This window comes from Balneola sp. (assembly GCA_003712055.1).
GTDB lineage: Bacteria > Bacteroidota > Rhodothermia > Balneolales > Balneolaceae > RHLJ01.
This window is the reverse complement of the sequence record RHLJ01000003.1, coordinates 140,319-158,828: the sequence shown is the minus strand read 5'-3', so window position 1 is coordinate 158,828 and position 18,510 is coordinate 140,319. Positions and strand designations below refer to the sequence as shown.

14 protein-coding genes and 5 tRNA genes are annotated in these 18,510 nt (G+C 42.4%); 18 read left to right on the top strand and 1 reads right to left on the bottom strand.

Annotated elements, in window-relative coordinates:
• Positions 1–2: 2 nt before the first annotated feature.
• The 18 genes from ED557_08095 to ED557_08010 all read left to right on the top strand — a co-directional run bounded on the left by ED557_08095 (position 3) and on the right by ED557_08010 (position 17,464).
• A complete protein-coding gene (locus tag ED557_08095) occupies positions 3–476 on the top strand; it encodes a 2-C-methyl-D-erythritol 2,4-cyclodiphosphate synthase (protein ID RNC83729.1) in 474 nt (157 codons plus the stop codon).
• Between the two features lies 1 nt (position 477).
• Positions 478–1,128: a DedA family protein gene (locus ED557_08090; GenBank protein RNC83728.1), complete on the top strand. Its 651-nt coding sequence runs from the start codon at positions 478–480 to the stop codon at positions 1,126–1,128.
• Positions 1,129–1,195: 67 nt separating this feature from the next.
• Positions 1,196–1,268: transfer RNA gene (locus ED557_08085), tRNA-Thr, on the top strand.
• Between the two features lie 13 nt (positions 1,269–1,281).
• A tRNA-Tyr gene (locus ED557_08080) sits at positions 1,282–1,364 on the top strand.
• A 16-nt stretch (positions 1,365–1,380) separates the two neighbouring features.
• Positions 1,381–1,456: transfer RNA gene (locus ED557_08075), tRNA-Gly, on the top strand.
• Positions 1,457–1,463: 7 nt separating this feature from the next.
• A tRNA-Thr gene (locus tag ED557_08070) sits at positions 1,464–1,535 on the top strand.
• Positions 1,536–1,592: 57 nt separating this feature from the next.
• On the top strand, positions 1,593–2,780 hold the full coding sequence (tuf, locus tag ED557_08065; GenBank protein ID RNC83727.1) for an elongation factor Tu: 1,188 nt from the start codon (positions 1,593–1,595) through the stop codon (positions 2,778–2,780).
• Between the two features lie 64 nt (positions 2,781–2,844).
• Positions 2,845–2,920, top strand: a tRNA-Trp gene (locus ED557_08060).
• A gap of 19 nt (positions 2,921–2,939) precedes the next feature.
• On the top strand, positions 2,940–3,125 hold the full coding sequence (secE, locus tag ED557_08055; GenBank protein RNC83726.1) for a preprotein translocase subunit SecE: 186 nt from the start codon (positions 2,940–2,942) through the stop codon (positions 3,123–3,125).
• Entirely contained in the window at positions 3,125–3,679 is a 555-nt protein-coding gene (nusG, locus tag ED557_08050; protein RNC83725.1) for a transcription termination/antitermination protein NusG, read from the top strand. The genes secE and nusG overlap by 1 nt, the downstream gene beginning before the upstream one ends.
• 75 nt (positions 3,680–3,754) lie before the next feature.
• A complete protein-coding gene (gene rplK, locus ED557_08045; GenBank protein ID RNC83724.1) occupies positions 3,755–4,186 on the top strand; it encodes a 50S ribosomal protein L11 in 432 nt (143 codons plus the stop codon).
• Positions 4,187–4,195: 9 nt separating this feature from the next.
• A complete protein-coding gene (locus tag ED557_08040) occupies positions 4,196–4,897 on the top strand; it encodes a 50S ribosomal protein L1 (GenBank protein RNC83723.1) in 702 nt (233 codons plus the stop codon).
• A 13-nt stretch (positions 4,898–4,910) separates the two neighbouring features.
• Positions 4,911–5,432 (top strand): 50S ribosomal protein L10, encoded by a 522-nt coding sequence (locus tag ED557_08035; protein RNC83722.1) that lies wholly within the window; start codon positions 4,911–4,913, stop codon positions 5,430–5,432.
• A gap of 47 nt (positions 5,433–5,479) precedes the next feature.
• Entirely contained in the window at positions 5,480–5,863 is a 384-nt protein-coding gene (locus ED557_08030; GenBank protein ID RNC83721.1) for a 50S ribosomal protein L7/L12, read from the top strand.
• A 146-nt stretch (positions 5,864–6,009) separates the two neighbouring features.
• The gene (gene rpoB, locus ED557_08025) at positions 6,010–9,822 is read left to right on the top strand and encodes a DNA-directed RNA polymerase subunit beta (GenBank protein RNC83720.1); all 3,813 of its coding nucleotides are present in this window, start codon (positions 6,010–6,012) and stop codon (positions 9,820–9,822) included.
• Between the two features lie 31 nt (positions 9,823–9,853).
• Positions 9,854–14,158 carry a DNA-directed RNA polymerase subunit beta' gene (gene rpoC / locus ED557_08020; protein ID RNC83719.1) on the top strand — a complete coding sequence of 1,435 codons (4,305 nt, stop codon included), beginning with the start codon at positions 9,854–9,856 and terminating at the stop codon, positions 14,156–14,158.
• Between the two features lie 83 nt (positions 14,159–14,241).
• Entirely contained in the window at positions 14,242–15,642 is a 1,401-nt protein-coding gene (locus ED557_08015; protein ID RNC83718.1) for a glucosylceramidase, read from the top strand.
• Between the two features lie 37 nt (positions 15,643–15,679).
• A complete protein-coding gene (locus tag ED557_08010; protein RNC83717.1) occupies positions 15,680–17,464 on the top strand; it encodes a hypothetical protein in 1,785 nt (594 codons plus the stop codon).
• A 15-nt stretch (positions 17,465–17,479) separates the two neighbouring features.
• Here the strand turns inward: ED557_08010 and ED557_08005 are convergent, their stop codons facing one another.
• Positions 17,480–18,487, bottom strand: a complete 1,008-nt coding sequence (locus ED557_08005; GenBank protein RNC83716.1) for a LacI family transcriptional regulator — start codon at positions 18,485–18,487, stop codon at positions 17,480–17,482.
• Positions 18,488–18,510: the final 23 nt, after the last annotated feature.

Here is an 18,510-nt window from a genome sequence, read left to right as displayed (position 1 = left end):
TTATGAGAATAGGCTACGGATTTGATATTCATAAATTAGTCTCCGGAAGGAAGTTGATTCTCGGAGGTATAGAAATCCCATTCGAGAAAGGATTATTGGGACATTCCGATGCCGATGTTCTCCTTCATGCAATTAGCGATGCGTTATTAGGTGCATTAGCCTTGGGAGATATAGGTCAACATTTCCCGGATAATGATCCTGAGTTTAAAGATGCAGATAGTAGGGTATTATTGAGGAGTTGCTACAAACTGATCAGGGAGCGGGGTTATAAGCTGGTCAACCTTGATGTCACTATTGTAGCCGAACGTCCAAAGCTAATGCCGCACCTTCCTAAAATCAGGAAAACAATAGCCGATGACCTGGAGGCTACTCTCGAAAATATTTCGATAAAGGCAACTACGTCTGAAAAAATGGGTTTCGTTGGTAGAGAAGAGGGGATATCTGCAACAGCAGTAGTACTAATAGAGAAAGTGTAATATGGCCGAACAGGTTGTTCAATCCATAGTAGACTGGATTTATCTTATTCCTCCATTTGGGATCTATCTCATTTTTATAGCTATTGCTTACATTGAAAATGTGCTTCCACCCTTACCTGGCGATGTACTTCTTGCATTCGGGGGGTATCTCGCTGCTGATGGCAGTTTATCTCTTCCGGTTCTGTGGATAATTACAGTGCTTGCCTCAGTTGTGGGATTTATGAATATGTACTGGATAGGTAATAAGCTGGGTGGGCATGTTGAGGAAAACAAAGAGACGCATTTCCTGCTCAGGTTTATCAACTATAAGTACTTCGAGAAAGGGAAAAAATGGATGGGTAAGTATGGGCAGTGGGTGATTTTTGGGAATCGTTTTTTGGCAGGCACCCGCTCGGTTATTTCTCTTACTGCAGGGATGTCTCATTTAAACCTGCGGTTTACCATCTTAAATTCCTTTATAAGTTCTGCTCTTTGGAATGCCTTATTGTTACTTGCAGGCTGGTTTGTGAGGGATAACTGGAAGGTAATCGGAGGGTATCTATCTACTTATGGGAAAGTCATACTGCTTTGTATCGGTATAACAATTTTAGCTCGATTTCTATGGGTTAAATTCGGTAGAAAAATCTCATCTGAGAATGAAGTTGAAGAGTGAAATTTTTTGCTATTCAAATGTTGACAATTTTTGAATACATGGGTATTTTTTAAGTCTTTCGCAAAAAGCCAGTGTAGCTCAGTTGGTAGAGCAACGGTTTTGTAAACCGTCGGTCATCGGTTCAAATCCGGTCACTGGCTCATTTTGTGAAATGGGGAGATACCAAAGCGGCCAACTGGGGCAGACTGTAAATCTGTTGTCTTACGACTTCGTAGGTTCGAATCCTGCTCTCCCCACTTGACATATTGACTAGCGAGCGTAACTCAATTGGTAGAGTGTCAGCCTTCCAAGCTGAATGTTGCCGGTTCGATCCCGGTCGCTCGCTCAACAACTAAGCCGATATAGCTCAGTGGTAGAGCACTTCCATGGTAAGGAAGGGGTCGTCGGTTCAAGTCCGACTATCGGCTCTCAGGTTGATATGTTTCGGAAAAATTTTTTAACAAAACACATAAACTAAATTAGACATGGCAAAAGAGACCTTTCAACGCACCAAGCCCCACGTGAATGTGGGCACCATTGGTCACGTAGATCACGGCAAGACGACCTTGACGGCGGCGATCACGACGGTAATGGCGAAGACTTATGGGGGAGAAGCCCAGGCCTTCGATCAGATTGACAACGCTCCGGAGGAAAGAGAGCGTGGGATTACCATCGCTACGGCGCACGTGGAGTATGAGTCTGAAGCACGTCACTACGCGCACGTAGACTGCCCAGGCCACGCCGACTATGTGAAGAACATGGTAACGGGTGCAGCTCAGATGGATGGTGCTATTTTAGTAGTAGCGGCTACCGATGGCCCGATGCCACAAACCCGCGAGCACATCTTGTTAGCTCGTCAGGTAGGGGTGCCTCAAATCGTAGTGTTCATGAACAAGGTAGACCTGGTGGACGACGAGGAGCTTCTTGAGCTGGTAGAGTTGGAAGTACGTGAGCTGCTTTCTAGCTATGAGTTTGATGGTGATGACATTCCTGTGATCCAGGGATCAGCCCTTGGTGCTCTTAACGGTGAAGCGCAGTGGGAAGAGAAGATTGTGGAGCTTATCCAGGCGGTAGATACCACCATCCCTACTCCAGAGCGTGATGTAGACAAGCCGTTCTTGATGCCAGTGGAAGACGTGTTCTCTATTACGGGCCGTGGAACTGTGGCAACAGGCCGTATTGAGCGTGGAATCTTGAAGCTTAACGACGAGATCGAGATTGTAGGGATCGTAGAAGAGCCGTTAAAGAGTGTAGTGACTGGTATTGAGATGTTCCGTAGACTGCTTGACCAGGGTCAGGCGGGCGACAACGCGGGGATCCTGCTTCGAGGTATTGCTAAGGAAGACATCCAGCGTGGGATGGTATTATGTAAGCCAGGCTCAATCACTCCCCACAAGAAGTTTGAGTGTGAGGTGTACGTGTTGAGCAAAGATGAAGGAGGTCGTCACACGCCGTTCTTCAAGGGCTACCGTCCACAGTTTTATTTCCGTACCACGGATGTAACGGGAGCGTGTGAGCTGCCGAGTGGCGTGGAGATGGTGATGCCTGGCGACAATGTGAAGTTGTCGGTAGAGTTGATTCAGCCGGTGGCGATGGAAGAAGGGCTACGTTTTGCGATCCGTGAGGGTGGGCGAACCGTAGGAGCCGGTGTGGTAACTAAAATCTTAGATTAATCTAAGAACATATTCGTAGCGCATGTAGAGTAGGCAGTTTCACTGTCTACTCTTGTGTGTATCTACGGGTGTAGCTCAGTTGGTAGAGCACTGGTCTCCAAAACCAGGTGTCGGGAGTTCGAGTCTCTCCACCCGTGCAACATTATATAGTACTGTAAAATGGAAAAACTTATAAATTTCTTTGAGAGTGTAGGTAACGAGTTCAAAAAAGTGTCCTGGCCTACCCAAAAAGAATTAGTAGATAACACAATTATTGTAGTTGTATTCTCGATCATAGTATCAGCATTTATTTTCGGAATTGATCAGGTGTATAGCACAGTACTAGAAGCTATTTATAACAGATAATGAGTAATGAATTGGAGCATGGCTGGTATGTGGTACGCTGCTTTTCCAGCCATGAGAAAAAAGTAAAAGAGTTTCTTGAGCGTGAGATCGAAGACCAGGATCTGGGAGATAAGATTATAGATATCCTGGTACCTACTGAGACCGTAGTAGAGATTCGCGGAGGTAAGAAGCGTACCCGGGAGAAGAACTTTTTCCCAGGGTATATTTTGTTGAATACTCATTACGATGAAGAGGTAAATAACCTCATACAAAGTGCACCATCATGCCTTGGCTTTTTGAAAGGAAAAGCTGATTTGGTGCCCTCTCCTCTGAAAAAGCACGAAGTTCAACGCATCATTGGGCGAGTGCAGGAAGCTGGAGATGAATTACGGAATGTTGAGATTCCGTACAGTGAAGGCGACTTGGTAAAAGTGATATCAGGACCATTCAAAGATTTCGATGGTACTGTGCAGGAGGTGAACCCTGAAAAACTCAAGCTCAGGGTATTGGTAAGTATTTTCGGAAGAAGAACTCCTGTTGAAGTAGATGTAAACCAGGTCGAGTCCACTACATAAAAGAACCTAGTTGATGCACACTAGCTATTACGCGATAAACTGAAGTTATATAATTAGAAAGGATCCTGAGAATCCATGGCTAAAAAAGTTGAAAGAATCCTGAAGCTCCAAATTGTTGGCGGGCAGGCAAACCCAGCCCCTCCTGTAGGACCGGCTCTCGGTCAGGCAGGTATCAACATTATGGAGTTTTGCAAAGCCTTTAATGCAAAGACTCAGGACAAAGCCGGAACGGTTATTCCTGTTGAAATCACCGTGTTCGCGGATAAGTCTTTTACCTTTAAGACTAAAACTCCGCCAGCACCTGTACTTCTTAAGCAGGCAGCCAAAATTAAATCCGGCTCAGGCGAACCTAACCGCGCTAAAGTGGGAACGGTAACCTGGAGCCAATGCAAGGAAATTGCGGAGCAGAAGATGGAGGACTTAAATGCGTTCGACGTTGAAGCAGCTGCCGAAATGATTGCAGGTACGGCTCGGAGTATGGGTCTTAGAGTAAACCGCGACAGGTAACATATACTCATGGCAAAAAGAGGAAAAAAATATCAACAAGTCGCCGAATTGGTTAATCCAGAGGTAGAATATTCTTTGGAAGAAGCTTGTGATCTCGTTAAGAAAACTTCTACTACCAGCTTTGACGCTTCCGTAGATATCGACATCCGTTTAGGTGTTGATCCACGGCATGCTGATCAGATGGTACGTGGTACAGTGAGTTTACCTCATGGTACTGGTAAAGAAGTAAGGGTATTAGCCCTTGTTAACGAAGCAAAGCAAGCCGAAGCTACTGAAGCTGGAGCCGACCATGTGGGCTTGGATGATTATATCGCACAAATTGAAGGAGGCTGGGCGGAAATAGATGTTATTATCGCCACGCCGGATGTAATGGGCAAACTCGGTAAGCTTGGACGCTTTTTAGGTCCTCGTGGATTGATGCCAAACCCAAAAAGTGGAACCGTAACTATGGATGTAGCTGCTGCTGTAAAGCAGGTTAAAGCTGGTCAAATCGATTTCCGTGTTGACAAAACCGGAATCTTGCACACATCTGTAGGTAAAGTAAGCTTCGGAGCTGCTGATTTGAAAGAGAATGCAGAAGCATTTCTTCAAACAGTAATGAAACTGAAGCCTGCCTCAGCAAAAGGCACGTATGTTAAAAGCGTGTATATGAGTTCCACCATGGGGCCGAGCATCCCGATAAGCAGAACCGCAGTTACAGCTCTTAATTAGGAGGAATTAAATTATGCCTACAGCAGAAAAAAGAGCAGTATTAGACGAAATCTCAGAAAATTTAAAAAATGCCAATGCGGTGTATATCACCAATTATTCTGGCATGTCTGTAGATGAAGCTAACCAACTGCGAGGTGCATTTCGTAAGGGAAATGTCTTCTTCAAAGTTTACAAGAACAAGCTTATGAAACTTGCTATGGAAGAGGTTGGAGGATACGACGCTATCATTCCTTCTCTAAATGAGCAAAATGCATTCGCTTTTGTTGAAGAAGAATTATCTGCACCAGCAAAGGTTTTAAAAGATTTTATCAAGGATAACAACAAGCCACACTTTAAAGCGGCCATCATAGATGGAGAGTTTTTTGGTGAGGACAAGCTAGACGCTCTAGCATCAATGAAATCTAAAAATGAGATCATTGGTGATATCCTTGGTTTACTATCCGCCCCTATGGCAAATGTACTTGGAGCGCTCAACGCGTCTGGGTCAAACCTTGTTGGAGCTGTGAAAACCATCGCCGAAAAAGGCGAAAACTAACCCTTATTTACAACTAAGAATTTTTATTAAATCAACTGGAGATAACAATGGCTGACGTTAACAAACTAGCTGAAGAGCTTGTCAACCTAACTATCAAAGAAGCAAACGAACTAGCTAAAGTTCTAGAAGAAGAATACGACATCAAACCTGCTGCGGCTGCTGTTGCAGTTGCAGGACCAGCTGCTGGTGGAGACGGTGGTGCTGGTGGAGCAGAAGAAAAAACTGAATTTGATGTAGTTCTTGAATCTGCTGGTGCTAAGAAAATCGCTGTAATTAAAGAAGTACGCGGTATCACTGGCCTAGGTCTTAAAGAAGCTAAAGAATTAGTAGACGGCGCTCCTAACACTATCAAGGAAGGCGTTGCTAAAGATGAAGCAGAAGAGATCAAAGGCAAGCTTGAAGAAGCTGGAGCTACTGTAGAGCTCAAGTAAGCACTTAGTAAACATTTCGTTGGTAGCCAATATCGTGAAAGCGGTATTGGCTATTGGCGTCTATATATAATTAACCTCGGTTAGTACTGGGGTTTTCCTGTACAATCACCCTTCAACAAAATGGAGAGGTTCTTTTGAGCAATAAGATGCAAATAATTCCAAATACGGAACGCCAATCTTTTGGGCGCACTAAACATGTTTTAGACTATCCGGACTTCCTGGATATTCAACTAGAGTCTTTTGAAAAATTCGTACAACTTGATATTGCTCCAAACGAGCGAGAGAATCAAGGATTACAGCGAATATTTAACGAGAACTTTCCTATTCAGGATACTCGTGAGACTCACATTCTAGAATTTTTATACTACAATGTGGATGTGCCCCGATACACGATCAAAGAATGCCAGGATCGTGGTCTTACATATTCGGTACCACTAAAAGCTAAGCTTAGATTATCATCAGTAGATGACAGTGATGAAGCCAGCGAAACCATCGAACAGGAAGTTTTCTTAGGAGATCTTCCATGGATGACCAACCGTGGTACCTTCATCATTAACGGTGCAGAGCGAGTAATTGTAAGTCAATTACACCGATCTCCGGGGGTATTCTTCGGACAGTCTGTTCACCCAAATGGTACCCAACTTTATTCTGCACGAGTAATACCTTTTAAAGGTTCATGGATCGAATTCACTACTGATATCAGAGACGTACTATGGGCGTATATTGATAGAAAGAAAAAGATTCCTGCTACTACTCTATTACGTGCACTTGGCTACTCCACTGACTTGGAATTATTGAGTCTATTCGAGCTTTCTGATGACGTTAAATTCGGAACAAAAGCTGATTACAATAAAAAGCTAGTTGGTCAGCGCCTTGCTCAAAACATCATCGTTGAAGAGATGGAAGAGGTAGTTGATGATGAGACTGGTGAAGTATCTGAAGCATTAAATAGAAAAATCATCTTCGAGCGTGATCATCAACTAACGGAAGATGATTATGGAATGTTAAAAGATGCGGAAGTTAAAACCGTTCTTATACAAAAAATTACTGCTGAAGAGTCTGAGCGTTCAGTAATGATGAATACGCTCCGAAAGGATCCAACATGGGATGAGCATTCTGCACTCGGAGAAGTATATCAGCAAATTCGTTCTGGTGAGATGCCAGACCCTGAAACATCTCGAGCTATTCTTGAAAGATTATTCTTCAGCGATAAGAAGTACGATCTTGGCGAAGTTGGTCGATACAGACTTAACAAGCGACTTAGATTGGATCTCACGGATGTACAGTTCCTTACAAAAGAGGACATTGTTGCCATTATTAAGGAGGTAATCCGTCTTAAGAACTTGAAATCTCAAGTTGATGATATTGATCACTTGAGTAATCGACGTATTCGTACAGTTGGTGAGCAGTTAGGTCAGCAATTCGCGATAGGTTTGGCTCGTATGGCCAGAACCATTCGTGAGCGAATGAACTCTCGTGATGCTGAGCAGTTGACTCCACAGGATCTTGTGAATGCACGTACTATTTCAAGTGTGATTAATACTTTCTTTGGTACTAATCAGCTTTCTCAGTTTATGGATCAAACCAATCCATTAGCAGAATTGACACACAAGCGTCGTATGTCTGCACTAGGGCCTGGTGGTCTTACTCGTGAACGAGCTGGTTTTGAGGTTCGTGACGTTCACTATACTCATTACGGTAGACTTTGTCCGATTGAAACACCTGAAGGCCCGAATATCGGTTTGATTTCTTCTCTTTGCATTCATGCAAAAGTGAATGACTTCGGCTTCATTGAAACTCCTTACCGAAAAGTGAAAGACGGTAAAGTAGGTAAGTCGGTTGAGTATCTAGCCGCTGAGCAGGAAGATGAAACTGTGATTGCCCAGGCTAATGCTGAGTTAGACGAAAAAGGAATGTTTAAAAACGATCTCGTTTTCTCCAGAATGCGTGAGGGTAACTACTCGAATGCTCGCAAGGATGAAATCGAATATATGGATGTTGCTACCAACCAGATTACCTCTTTGGCAGCAGCATTAATTCCTTTTATTGAGCATGATGATGCGAACCGTGCCTTGATGGGCTCGAACATGCAACGTCAGGCAGTACCACTTCTTCGTCCGGAAGCACCTGTAGTAGGTACCGGACTAGAACACAGAGCAGCTCGCGATTCAAGAGCTATCATTACTGCAGAAGCTGATGGTGAAGTAGTATATGTAAGTGCTACTGAAGTACATGTTAAGTACGATCGTACTGAAATGGAGCAGAACTGCTACTTTGATGGCGGTGTAAAAGTGTACAATCTTGAGAAGTTCACCAGAACTAACCAGGATACAGCTACCAACCAACGTCCAATTGTAAAGGTTGGAGACAAGGTGAAGAAACACCAGGCTATCGTAGACGGATGCTCTACAGATGGTGGAGAACTAGCACTAGGTAGAAACCTGCTGGTAGCTTTCATGCCTTGGAGAGGATATAACTTCGAGGATGCGATCGTAATTTCAGAGCGTATCGTTCAGGAAGATATTTATACGTCTATCCACGTAACTGAATTCGAGCAGCAAGTTAGAGATACCAAGCGAGGTGAAGAAGAGCTTACTCGTGAAATTCCTAACGTGAGCGAAGAAGCTACTCGTAACCTTAATGAGCGTGGAATGATCCGCGTTGGAGCGAAAATCAACCCGGGTGATATCCTTGTTGGTAAGATTACTCCTAAAGGTGAAACTGATCCTACTCCGGAAGAAAAACTTCTACGTGCTATCTTTGGTGACAAAGCTGGTGATGTAAAAGATGCTTCTCTAAAAACACCTCCAGGTGTGTCCGGAACAGTAATCAACACGAAGTTATTCAGCCGCAAACGCGACGAATTAGTTTCTCGAAAAGAAGAGAAAAAGCGTGTTGAGCAGGAACAAGAAAGACATACTGAAAAGCTTACTGAACTAAACCAGCAGTGGGCAGATAAAATGTATTCTCTGCTTCGAGATAAAACTTCTCCAGGTGTATTCAACTACAGCAATGTAGAGCTTATTCCAAAAGGCGAGAAGTACAAGAAGTCTGTATTTGAAGAAATTGACCCGGTAAACATCAATGAGAATATTGACTGGGCAACTGACCAGGAACTAGTGAAGCATGTTAAGCTTCTGTTCCACAACTACCGTGAGCTTCGTCGTCATATAGATAGTGAAGCCAAGCGAAGAACATTTGCAATTCAGGTAGGAGATGAGCTACCTCCTGGAATCATCCAAAAAGCAAAAGTATATATCGCTAAGAAGCGTAAGCTTCAGGTAGGTGATAAGATGGCGGGTCGTCACGGTAACAAAGGTGTTGTTGCTAAGATCGTACCTGTTGAGGACATGCCATTCATGGAAGATGGTACCCCGGTTGACATCTGTCTAAACCCGCTAGGTGTACCTTCTCGTATGAACCTTGGTCAGATTTACGAAACTATTCTTGGATGGGCTGCCAAGAAGCTTGGAACCACATTTGCTTCACCAATTTTTGACGGTGCCAGCATGGATGATGTGAAAGCCAAGCTTGCAGAAGCAGGTCTTCCGGAAGATGGTCGTGTGAATCTATACGATGGTAGAACAGGAGAGGCGTTCTCTCAAAAAACTACAGTTGGTTACATTTACATGATCAAATTGAATCACCTGGTTCAGGATAAGATGCACTCTCGTTCTATCGGGCCATACTCGCTTATCACTCAGCAGCCACTTGGTGGTAAAGCTCAGTTTGGTGGTCAGCGACTTGGTGAGATGGAGGTATGGGCACTATATGCATACGGTGCTTCAAGCATCCTGAAAGAAATGCTCACTGTAAAAAGTGACGACGTTAAAGGACGTTCCAAAGTTTATGAAGCCATTGTAAAAGGTGAAAACCTTCCTGATGGAGACGTTCCGGAATCATTCAAGGTATTATTACGAGAGCTTATGGGTCTCGGACTTGAAATCCATTTAGACTAATCACTGTTAATAAAGTATCGGAGGAAAACCCTTGCCAATAACAAAAACATTAGCAGTAACGAACGATTTTAATAGCATCGGAATATCCCTTGCTTCTGCTGAAACAATTCTATCACGTTCTCATGGAGAAGTTCTTACTCCTGAGACTATCAACTATAGAACTTTCAAGCCGGAAATGGACGGTCTTTTCTGTGAGAAGATCTTCGGGCCTGTAAAAGACTATGAGTGCCATTGTGGAAAGTACAAGCGGATCAGATATAAAGGGATCATTTGTGACCGTTGTGGTGTTGAAGTAACAAGAAAAGCTGTTCGAAGAGAGCGTATGGGGCACATTACCCTTACCGTTCCTGTAGTACACATTTGGTATTTCAAGTCATTACCAAACAAAATTGCCTACTTACTAGGTCTGTCTTCTAAAAATCTGGATCGAATTGTTTATTACGAAACTTTCGTAATCATCAATCCAGGATTAGCTCGCGACTTAGGATACGCTAAAGGTGACCTTATTTCTGAAGAAGAGAAGTATGACATCTTTGACCAGTTACCAGAAGACAATTTTGATCTTGATGATGACGACGAGGATAAATTCATTGTAAAAGAAGGAGCAGATGCTCTTGCAGCTATGCTTGCAGATCTGGATCTGGATGATCTTGCTTATCAATTACGCTACGAGGTTAAAAATGAAACCTCACAAATGCGTAAGAAAAAGAAGCTAAAGAGACTTCAGGTTATCGAGTCTTTCCGTGCCGCAGCAATGCACACAGAAAACCGGCCAGAATGGATGTGCCAGAGCGTAATTCCGGTAATTCCACCAGAACTGCGTCCATTAGTACCACTTGAGGGTGGTCGTTTTGCTACTTCTGACCTTAACGATTTGTATCGAAGAGTAATTATTCGAAACAATCGTTTAAAGAGATTGATTGATATCAAAGCTCCTGATGTGATTCTTCGAAATGAGAAGCGTATGCTTCAGGAAGCTGTTGATTCATTATATGACAACTCGCGTAAGTCAAACGCTGTTCGGAATAACAATCGTCCGTTGAAATCTCTAAGCGACATGCTTAAAGGTAAGAGCGGTCGTTTCCGTCAAAACCTCTTAGGTAAGCGTGTTGATTACTCTGGCCGTTCTGTAATTGTAGTAGGACCAGAGCTTAAGATGCATGAGTGTGGCCTTCCAAAGGAAATGGCAGTTGAACTTTATAAGCCATTCATTATCCGTAGACTTATCGAGCGTGGTTATGTAAAAACCGTGAAAAGCGCCAAGAAAGTTGTTGATCGCAGAGATGCGGTAGTTTGGGAAGTTCTTGAGAATGTAATTGACGGACACCCGGTACTTCTAAACCGTGCTCCAACGCTTCACCGGTTAGGTATTCAGGCTTTCCAGCCGGTGCTTATTGAGGAAAAGGCGATTCGTCTGCATCCATTAGCGTGTACAGCATTTAATGCTGACTTTGATGGTGATCAGATGGCGGTTCACTTACCGTTGAGTCATGATGCGGTGCTTGAAGCTTCTGTATTGATGCTTGGATCACATAACATCTTGAGCCCTGCGAGTGGTGGTCCTATTGCGGTTCCATCTCAGGATATGATCTTGGGTCTTTATTATTTAACAAAGCCAAGAAGCGGTCAATTAGGAGAAGGAAAAACATTTGCATCTCCTGATGAAGTAATCGTTGCTTTCGATCAGAACAGACTTCATATCCATGCCAAAATCAATGTTCGAATCGCTACTGTAAATGCAGAAGGTGAAGTAGAACATGAGGTAGTAAAAACTTCTACCGGGCGGGTTATCTTTAATGAGATTGTTCCGGATGAAATGGGCTTCATCAATAAAACACTAGGTAAGAAAGAGCTTAGAATACTTATTGGTGATATCCATGCAAAATGTGGTACAGCCAAGACGTCTGCTTTCCTTGATGACATGAAGAAGATTGGATATGAAAACGCTACGCTAGGTGGTCTTTCATTCTCTCTTGAAGACATCATCATTCCTGATATGAAAGCCAACCTGATTAACGGTGCGAAAGATGAAGTAACTGATATTCAGGGACGTTATGAAATGGGATTCATTACCGATAATGAGCGTTATAACCAGGTTATCGATAAGTGGACAAGTACTACTAACCGTGTATCTGAAACTCTGTTCCAGGCGCTAGCTGATGACAGAGAAGGTTTCAACCCTGTATTTATGATGGCCGATTCTGGTGCGAGGGGTTCAAAAGAGCAGATTCGTCAGCTTGGTGGTATGCGAGGTCTGATGGCTAAGCCTCAGAAGAGTTCAATGCAACAGGGTAACGAGGTAATCGAGAATCCGATTCTTTCTTCGTTCAAAGAGGGATTAACGGTACTTGAATACTTCATCTCTACGCACGGTGCTCGTAAAGGTCTTGCTGATACGGCTCTTAAAACTGCCGATGCCGGTTATCTAACACGTCGTCTTGTTGATGTATCTCAGGATGTGATTATTACCGAAGAAGATTGCGGTACACTTCGTGGTATCAAGATGTCGGCATTAAAAGATAATGAAGACATTATTGAGCGCCTAGAAGATCGTATCATTGGCCGATTCTCTCTATATGATATTGTCGATCCAATTACTGATGAGCTTATTTGTGAAGCAAATCAGATGATTGATGAAGATGTAGCAAAGAGAATTGCCGAAACTTCAATCGAAGAAGTAGATATTCGATCTGTACTTACCTGTGAAACAGGTAGAGGTGTGTGTGCAAAATGTTATGGACGTGACCTTGCAAGGGGAACCGTGGTAGAAAAGGGTGAGGCAGTAGGTGTTATTGCTGCACAATCTATCGGTGAGCCAGGTACACAGCTTACACTTCGTACTTTCCACGTTGGTGGTACGGCATCTCGTCTGGAAGCAGATTCGCAGCACAAAGCTAAATTCGACGGTAAGGTTGAATTCGAGAACATACGTGTTGTTGTTTATGATGATGGCGAAGAAGAGCATAACATCGTTCTTAGCCGTGCAGGCGAATTGAAGATTGTTGATGATGAAGGTAAGGTTCTTATCAGCTACAATGTGCCTTATGGTTGTGAAATGATTGTTGAAGAAGGTGATATGGTTCCTAAAGGAGCCCAGCTCTGTAAATGGGATCCATATAACGCACTTATCTTCTCTGAAATTGATGGTACTTTGCACTACAAGGATATCCTTGAAGGGGTGACCTTTACGGATGACACTGATGCGCAAACAGGCCACCGCGAAAAGGTAATTATCGATTCAAAAGATAGAGCGCTTGTACCTACTCTTGCAGTAAAAGGCAAAGGCGATATCATAAGAGAAAGTACTCTACCAGTAGATACCCACATTGTTGTGGATGATGGTGAGAAAGTATTCTCAGGTCAGGTGATTGCAAAAATTCCTCGTGCTACCTCTAAATCGAAGGATATTACGGCGGGTCTTCCACGTGTGACTGAGTTGTTTGAAGCTCGATCACCAAGTGACCCGGCTGCGGTTTCTGAGATTGACGGTATTGTTGAAATGGGAGGAAGAAAAAGAGGTTCTCAAGAGGTAATCATCAAATCAAAAGATGGTACCGATGAGAAAAAATATCTAATCTCTTTGAGTAAGCATATCCTTGTTCAATCGAATGACTTTGTAAAAGCAGGTCAGCCACTTTCTGATGGTACTATTCCAGCTCAGGATATCCTGAATATACTTGGGCCATATGCAGTACAATCTTACCTGGTTAATGAGATCCAGGAGGTTTACCGCCTGCAAGGTGTGAAGATCAATGACAAGCACATTGAGGTAATTGTAAGCACCATGATGCAGAAAGCTGAAATCACCGACCCAGGCGACACTATGTTCCTGGAAGGCGATAAAGTAGACCGTTTTGAAGTAAACCTTCGAAATGATGAACTCATTGGTAAATTCATTATCACCGATGAGGGAGGAAGCGAGCTTAAGAAAGGTACTATCCTTGATCGTAGAGAAGTACGTGATATCAATAACGGATTGATCAAAGAAGGAAAAGACGAGTTGCAAATAAGAGAAGCTGAACCAGCTATCTCGAAGCCAATTCTTCTTGGAATTACCCGGGCTGCCCTTTCTACTGAAAGTTGGTTGTCAGCTGCCTCCTTCCAGGAAACCACAAAAGTTCTTACCCAGGCTTCTATCGAAGCCAAGAAGGACTTCCTCCGAGGTCTGAAAGAGAATGTGGTGGTAGGTCATAAAGTTCCTGCTGGTACAGGTCTCAGAGAGTACAACGAAATTATCGTTGGTACGAAGAGAGACTTCGAAGAAGGAGATGAGGAAATCGCAAAGGTATTTGAAGCCCTTGGTGGCGATGATGCCGAAGCAATTGAAGGAGAATAAAATCCATATTCTCTAGTCGAATTGAACCCCGCACATTTATTTGTGCGGGGTTTTTTTATTTTATCAAAAAAGCCTCTATTACTATGTTCAGACTATTCATTTTCACTTTATGTACGAGCTTATTAATAAGCTGTAAAAGCACAGATTCGGACGGTGACTCACAACCGCAATTTTGGGTTACCTTTTCAAATCAAGAAGCGTTGTTTCAAAACCTTGAAGATCGGGTTAGTACGGTTTCAGAAAGTTCTACAGAACCGGACATAGTGATTAATAGTTCTGAAATTTTCCAGGAAATGGACGGATTCGGCTATACATTAACAGGTGGTAGTGCTTTTCTGCTAAATAATATGGATGAATCAAGCAGACAACAGATTCTGCAGGAATTATTTGGCCAGGGAGAGGGAGAAATAGGGGTTAGTTATCTAAGAGTAAGTGTTGGTTCTTCTGATCTTGACGCCTCAACATTTTCTTATAATGATCTTCCTCAAGGGCAAACAGACCCTGATATGAGTGAGTTTGATTTAGGAGCTGATCGTGATCACCTGATCCCCGTTTTAAAAGAGATACTGGAAATCTACCCGGAGTTAAAAATTCTGGGATCTCCCTGGTCTCCGCCAGTATGGATGAAAAGTAATAGTTCCACTGTTGGAGGTACCTTACTTGAAGAATACTATCCTGCCTATGCTAACTATTTTGTTAAATACGTACAGCAAATGGAAGCTGAAGGAATAACTATTGATGCTATTACTATTCAGAACGAACCACTTAATCCTTTTAATAACCCGAGTTTGAGTATGAGTGCTGAAGCTCAAACAAATTTTATTCGAGATCATTTAGGCTCTGCGTTTAGTGAAGCAGGAATAACCACTAAGATTATTATATATGATCATAACCCTGACCGGATAGACTATCCTCTTGAGGTTCTCTCTGACGCTGCGGCAAAGCAATATATAGACGGTACCGCATTTCATTTATATGCTGGTAATATTTCTGCACTTTCAACGGTTAGGGACGCCCATCCGGAGAAAAATATTTATTTCACGGAACAGTGGGTGCAGGCCGGTGCTAGTTTTTCAGGAGATTTGGCCTGGCATACGCGGAACCTAATTGTTGGGGGTACCAGAAATTGGAGCAGGACGGTACTGGAGTGGAATCTGGCTTCCGATCCGAATCAAAATCCTCATACTGAAGGAGGATGTGATGACTGTTTAGGTGCGCTTACTATCTCCGGAAATGATGTGAGTCGAAATGTTGCTTATTATATCATTGCCCATGCCTCAAAATTTGTTAGGCCTGGTTCAGTAAGGATTGGATCAAATGAAGTTGACGGCTTGCCAAATGTAGCTTTTAAGAATCCAGAAGGCGAGATCATTCTAATCGTTTTAAATGATTCCGGCTCTACACAACAAGTAAACGCATCTGTAGATAGTGAGCAGTATGAATTTTCTTTGCTTGCAGGTTCGGTGGCTACGCTAGTATTTTAGTAATTCATTTACAGCAGATATAATCGTCTAAAACTATATGGCTCAAGCTTCGACTAAAAAAATTGTATTCTGGATCATTACTGTTCTATTTCCTTTCCTGCTTCTTGCCCTTGTGGAAATAGGTCTAAGAGTTGGCGGTTATAATAAAGAAGCGCAACCCTTATTTGTGGAAGCACCTAATGATTCCAACTTTCTGATTTCAAACTCCTCATTTATTAGCAGGTACTTCCCATCCTTTATTCCACAGATTGCACCCAATGCTTTTAGGAAGGAAAAAAGACCAAACACATTCAGAGTTTTTGTTTTCGGAGGTTCTTCAACACAAGGTTTTCCATATAATTTCTACTACAGTTTTTCCGAACAACTTGAGCAAAAACTTGTACTCGAAACAGACGGGCTCAATATCGAAGTAGTTAACCTTGGTATGACGGCAGTTAATAGTTATGTAATTCGTGATTTATCAAAGCGAATACTTCCCTATGAACCTGATGCTGTTGTTATATATGCTGGGCATAATGAGTACTATGGTTCATTTGGAGTAGGTACTACTCAATTTGGACTCGTAAATAATATTGGCCTGAAGAGATTGGTGATTAAACTCAAGAATCTGAGATTATATCAACTGCTTGAGAATGCTATGAAGCCGGATAACCCTGATGCAGGGGATAACAGGACATTGATGGCTAAGGTTGTTAGTGAATCAAATATCGAATTAGACAGTCCCTTGTTTGATAAAGGTATTCAACAATTCGAAAAAAATATTGGTGATGTACTCGAGCTTTATGAAAGGAATGATATCCCAGTATACATCGGTACAGTAGCATCTAATTTAAAAGATCAGGCACCCTTTACTGATCAAGAAGATGCTGCATCCGCTTTTCGTGAAGCTGAGTCGCTATTTGCTCAAGCAGATACTATGTCTGCCGTGAATAAGTATAAAGAGGCAAAAGAGTTGGACGGAATCCGGTTTCGAGCTCCGGATAAAATTAACGAAGTGATTCGATCAGTAGCAGAAGAACATAAAGCCAAACTGGTAGATATCGAAGCATTACTTAGAGCACAATCTTCAAGTGGGATTGAAGATGAATCACTGTTCATAGATCATTTACACCCTGATTATAAGGGGCATCGATTAATGGCTACATTGTTTTTCGAGCATCTTCTTGAAGTTGAAAAGCTCAAAAGAGCTTATCGGCCTAACAGTTTTGACCTTCCTGATGCAATCAGCACATTTGAAGAAACCTATTCAAATACCGCAATATCCAGATTGTTAGTAGGATACCCATTTCAAAAAGGACTTACTCAAGACCAGGAACTAGCGGAATTCCAAAAGATCTATCAAGGATATTTGCAGGCCTCGTACATCGACTCTATTGCTGCACATGCGGCGAGAAATCAAAGGTTAGTTCCTGAAGCACTTACTGAAGTCATAAATAAAGCGCAAAGCAGGAATGATACACTAGCTGTCATTACGCACTATTATGAATTATTGAAGTGGCAACTCAACTCTGTGAACCTTATTGAAAAAGGAATTGATATAGCAGTAAAAAGCCGAATAGATGATAACTACACTGTGTATATGGTAAATCAGGTATTAAATGACGGCTTACAGGATCCAAGGTATATGGATGTGCTCTCCGCAGTTTATATAATGAATCAGGATTTAGATAAGGCTAGATACTGGCTAGAGAAGAGTGAGGGTAGGGGTTCTAATGCACCCATGCTATTCTATAATTTTGCTCGATACCATATTCTTACAGGGGATACTCTGAGAGCAAGTGAGTATTACAGCAAATATGTTCAGGCTTCTCAAGCTAATTAAGAGAAAGCATGAGGGTCATGTGGTTTTTCGCTCTGATAGCGAAACAGGAATAACACTTAAAATTCCATTGTGTGAGGCAGAGCCTTCCATTTTTTCAAAAAGAATATTGAACGCCTTTTTAGCCAGGATCTCATAGTTAGTATGTACTGAGGTTATTGCAGGGTGTACATAGCTACAAATCGGGAGGTCATCGTACCCTGAGATCGCTACCTCGCCTGGTATATCAATGCCTAATAAATTTGCTTGTTCGAGGAAGCCAAGGCACATGTAATCATTGCTGCAAAAAATGGCTCGGGGCTTTTTGGAAAGTTTGTCGAACTCTTTGCATGCCAATTTCCCAGATTCTAAACTATAATCTCCTTCGAAATGCCATACAAGGTTCATGTTATTTGTCTGGTTAATAAAATCCAGGTATCCATTTTTGCGCAACAAAGATTCATTTTTATTAACTGGGCCTGTAATTATCCCTACATCCAGATAATCCTTTTTATAAAAATGCTTGGCCACAATATATCCACCTCTATAAGAATCAAAGGTAACCGTATCAAGAACCGGGTTGAATAAAGGGGCTACTGAAAGAATTACAAAATCCGAGGGTATAGTTTCTAATACTTCTGCGTAATCTTTTTCCTGGAGGGTGGGCAAAAAAAGTATTGCCGCATCAATAGAATTATAGCTCAACTCCGTGATAAATTCTCCCAGGGTAGAAACCTCGGGGTTAAATACATGAAGCGACAACCCAATATTATTTCCTATAGCTGCTTCATTAAAGCCATAAAAAAAGGTTGAGTAAAATTCATCGGGGTACAGTGAAGTAATAAGGGCGACTTGAATTCGCCTTTTATAACTGTACTTACCGTTTAGTACCCTTGAGTTTATGGGGTAATTGATTTCTTGGGCAGTTCTGATTGTAAGCTCTACATTTTCAGAACTTGTTTTTGACTCCCCTCTTAAAATTCGAGAAACAGTGGAAACAGAGAGACCAGTTTTTTCCGCTATGTCATGTAATGTGGCTTTTTCCATTAGGAGAATTTCAGGATAGAATT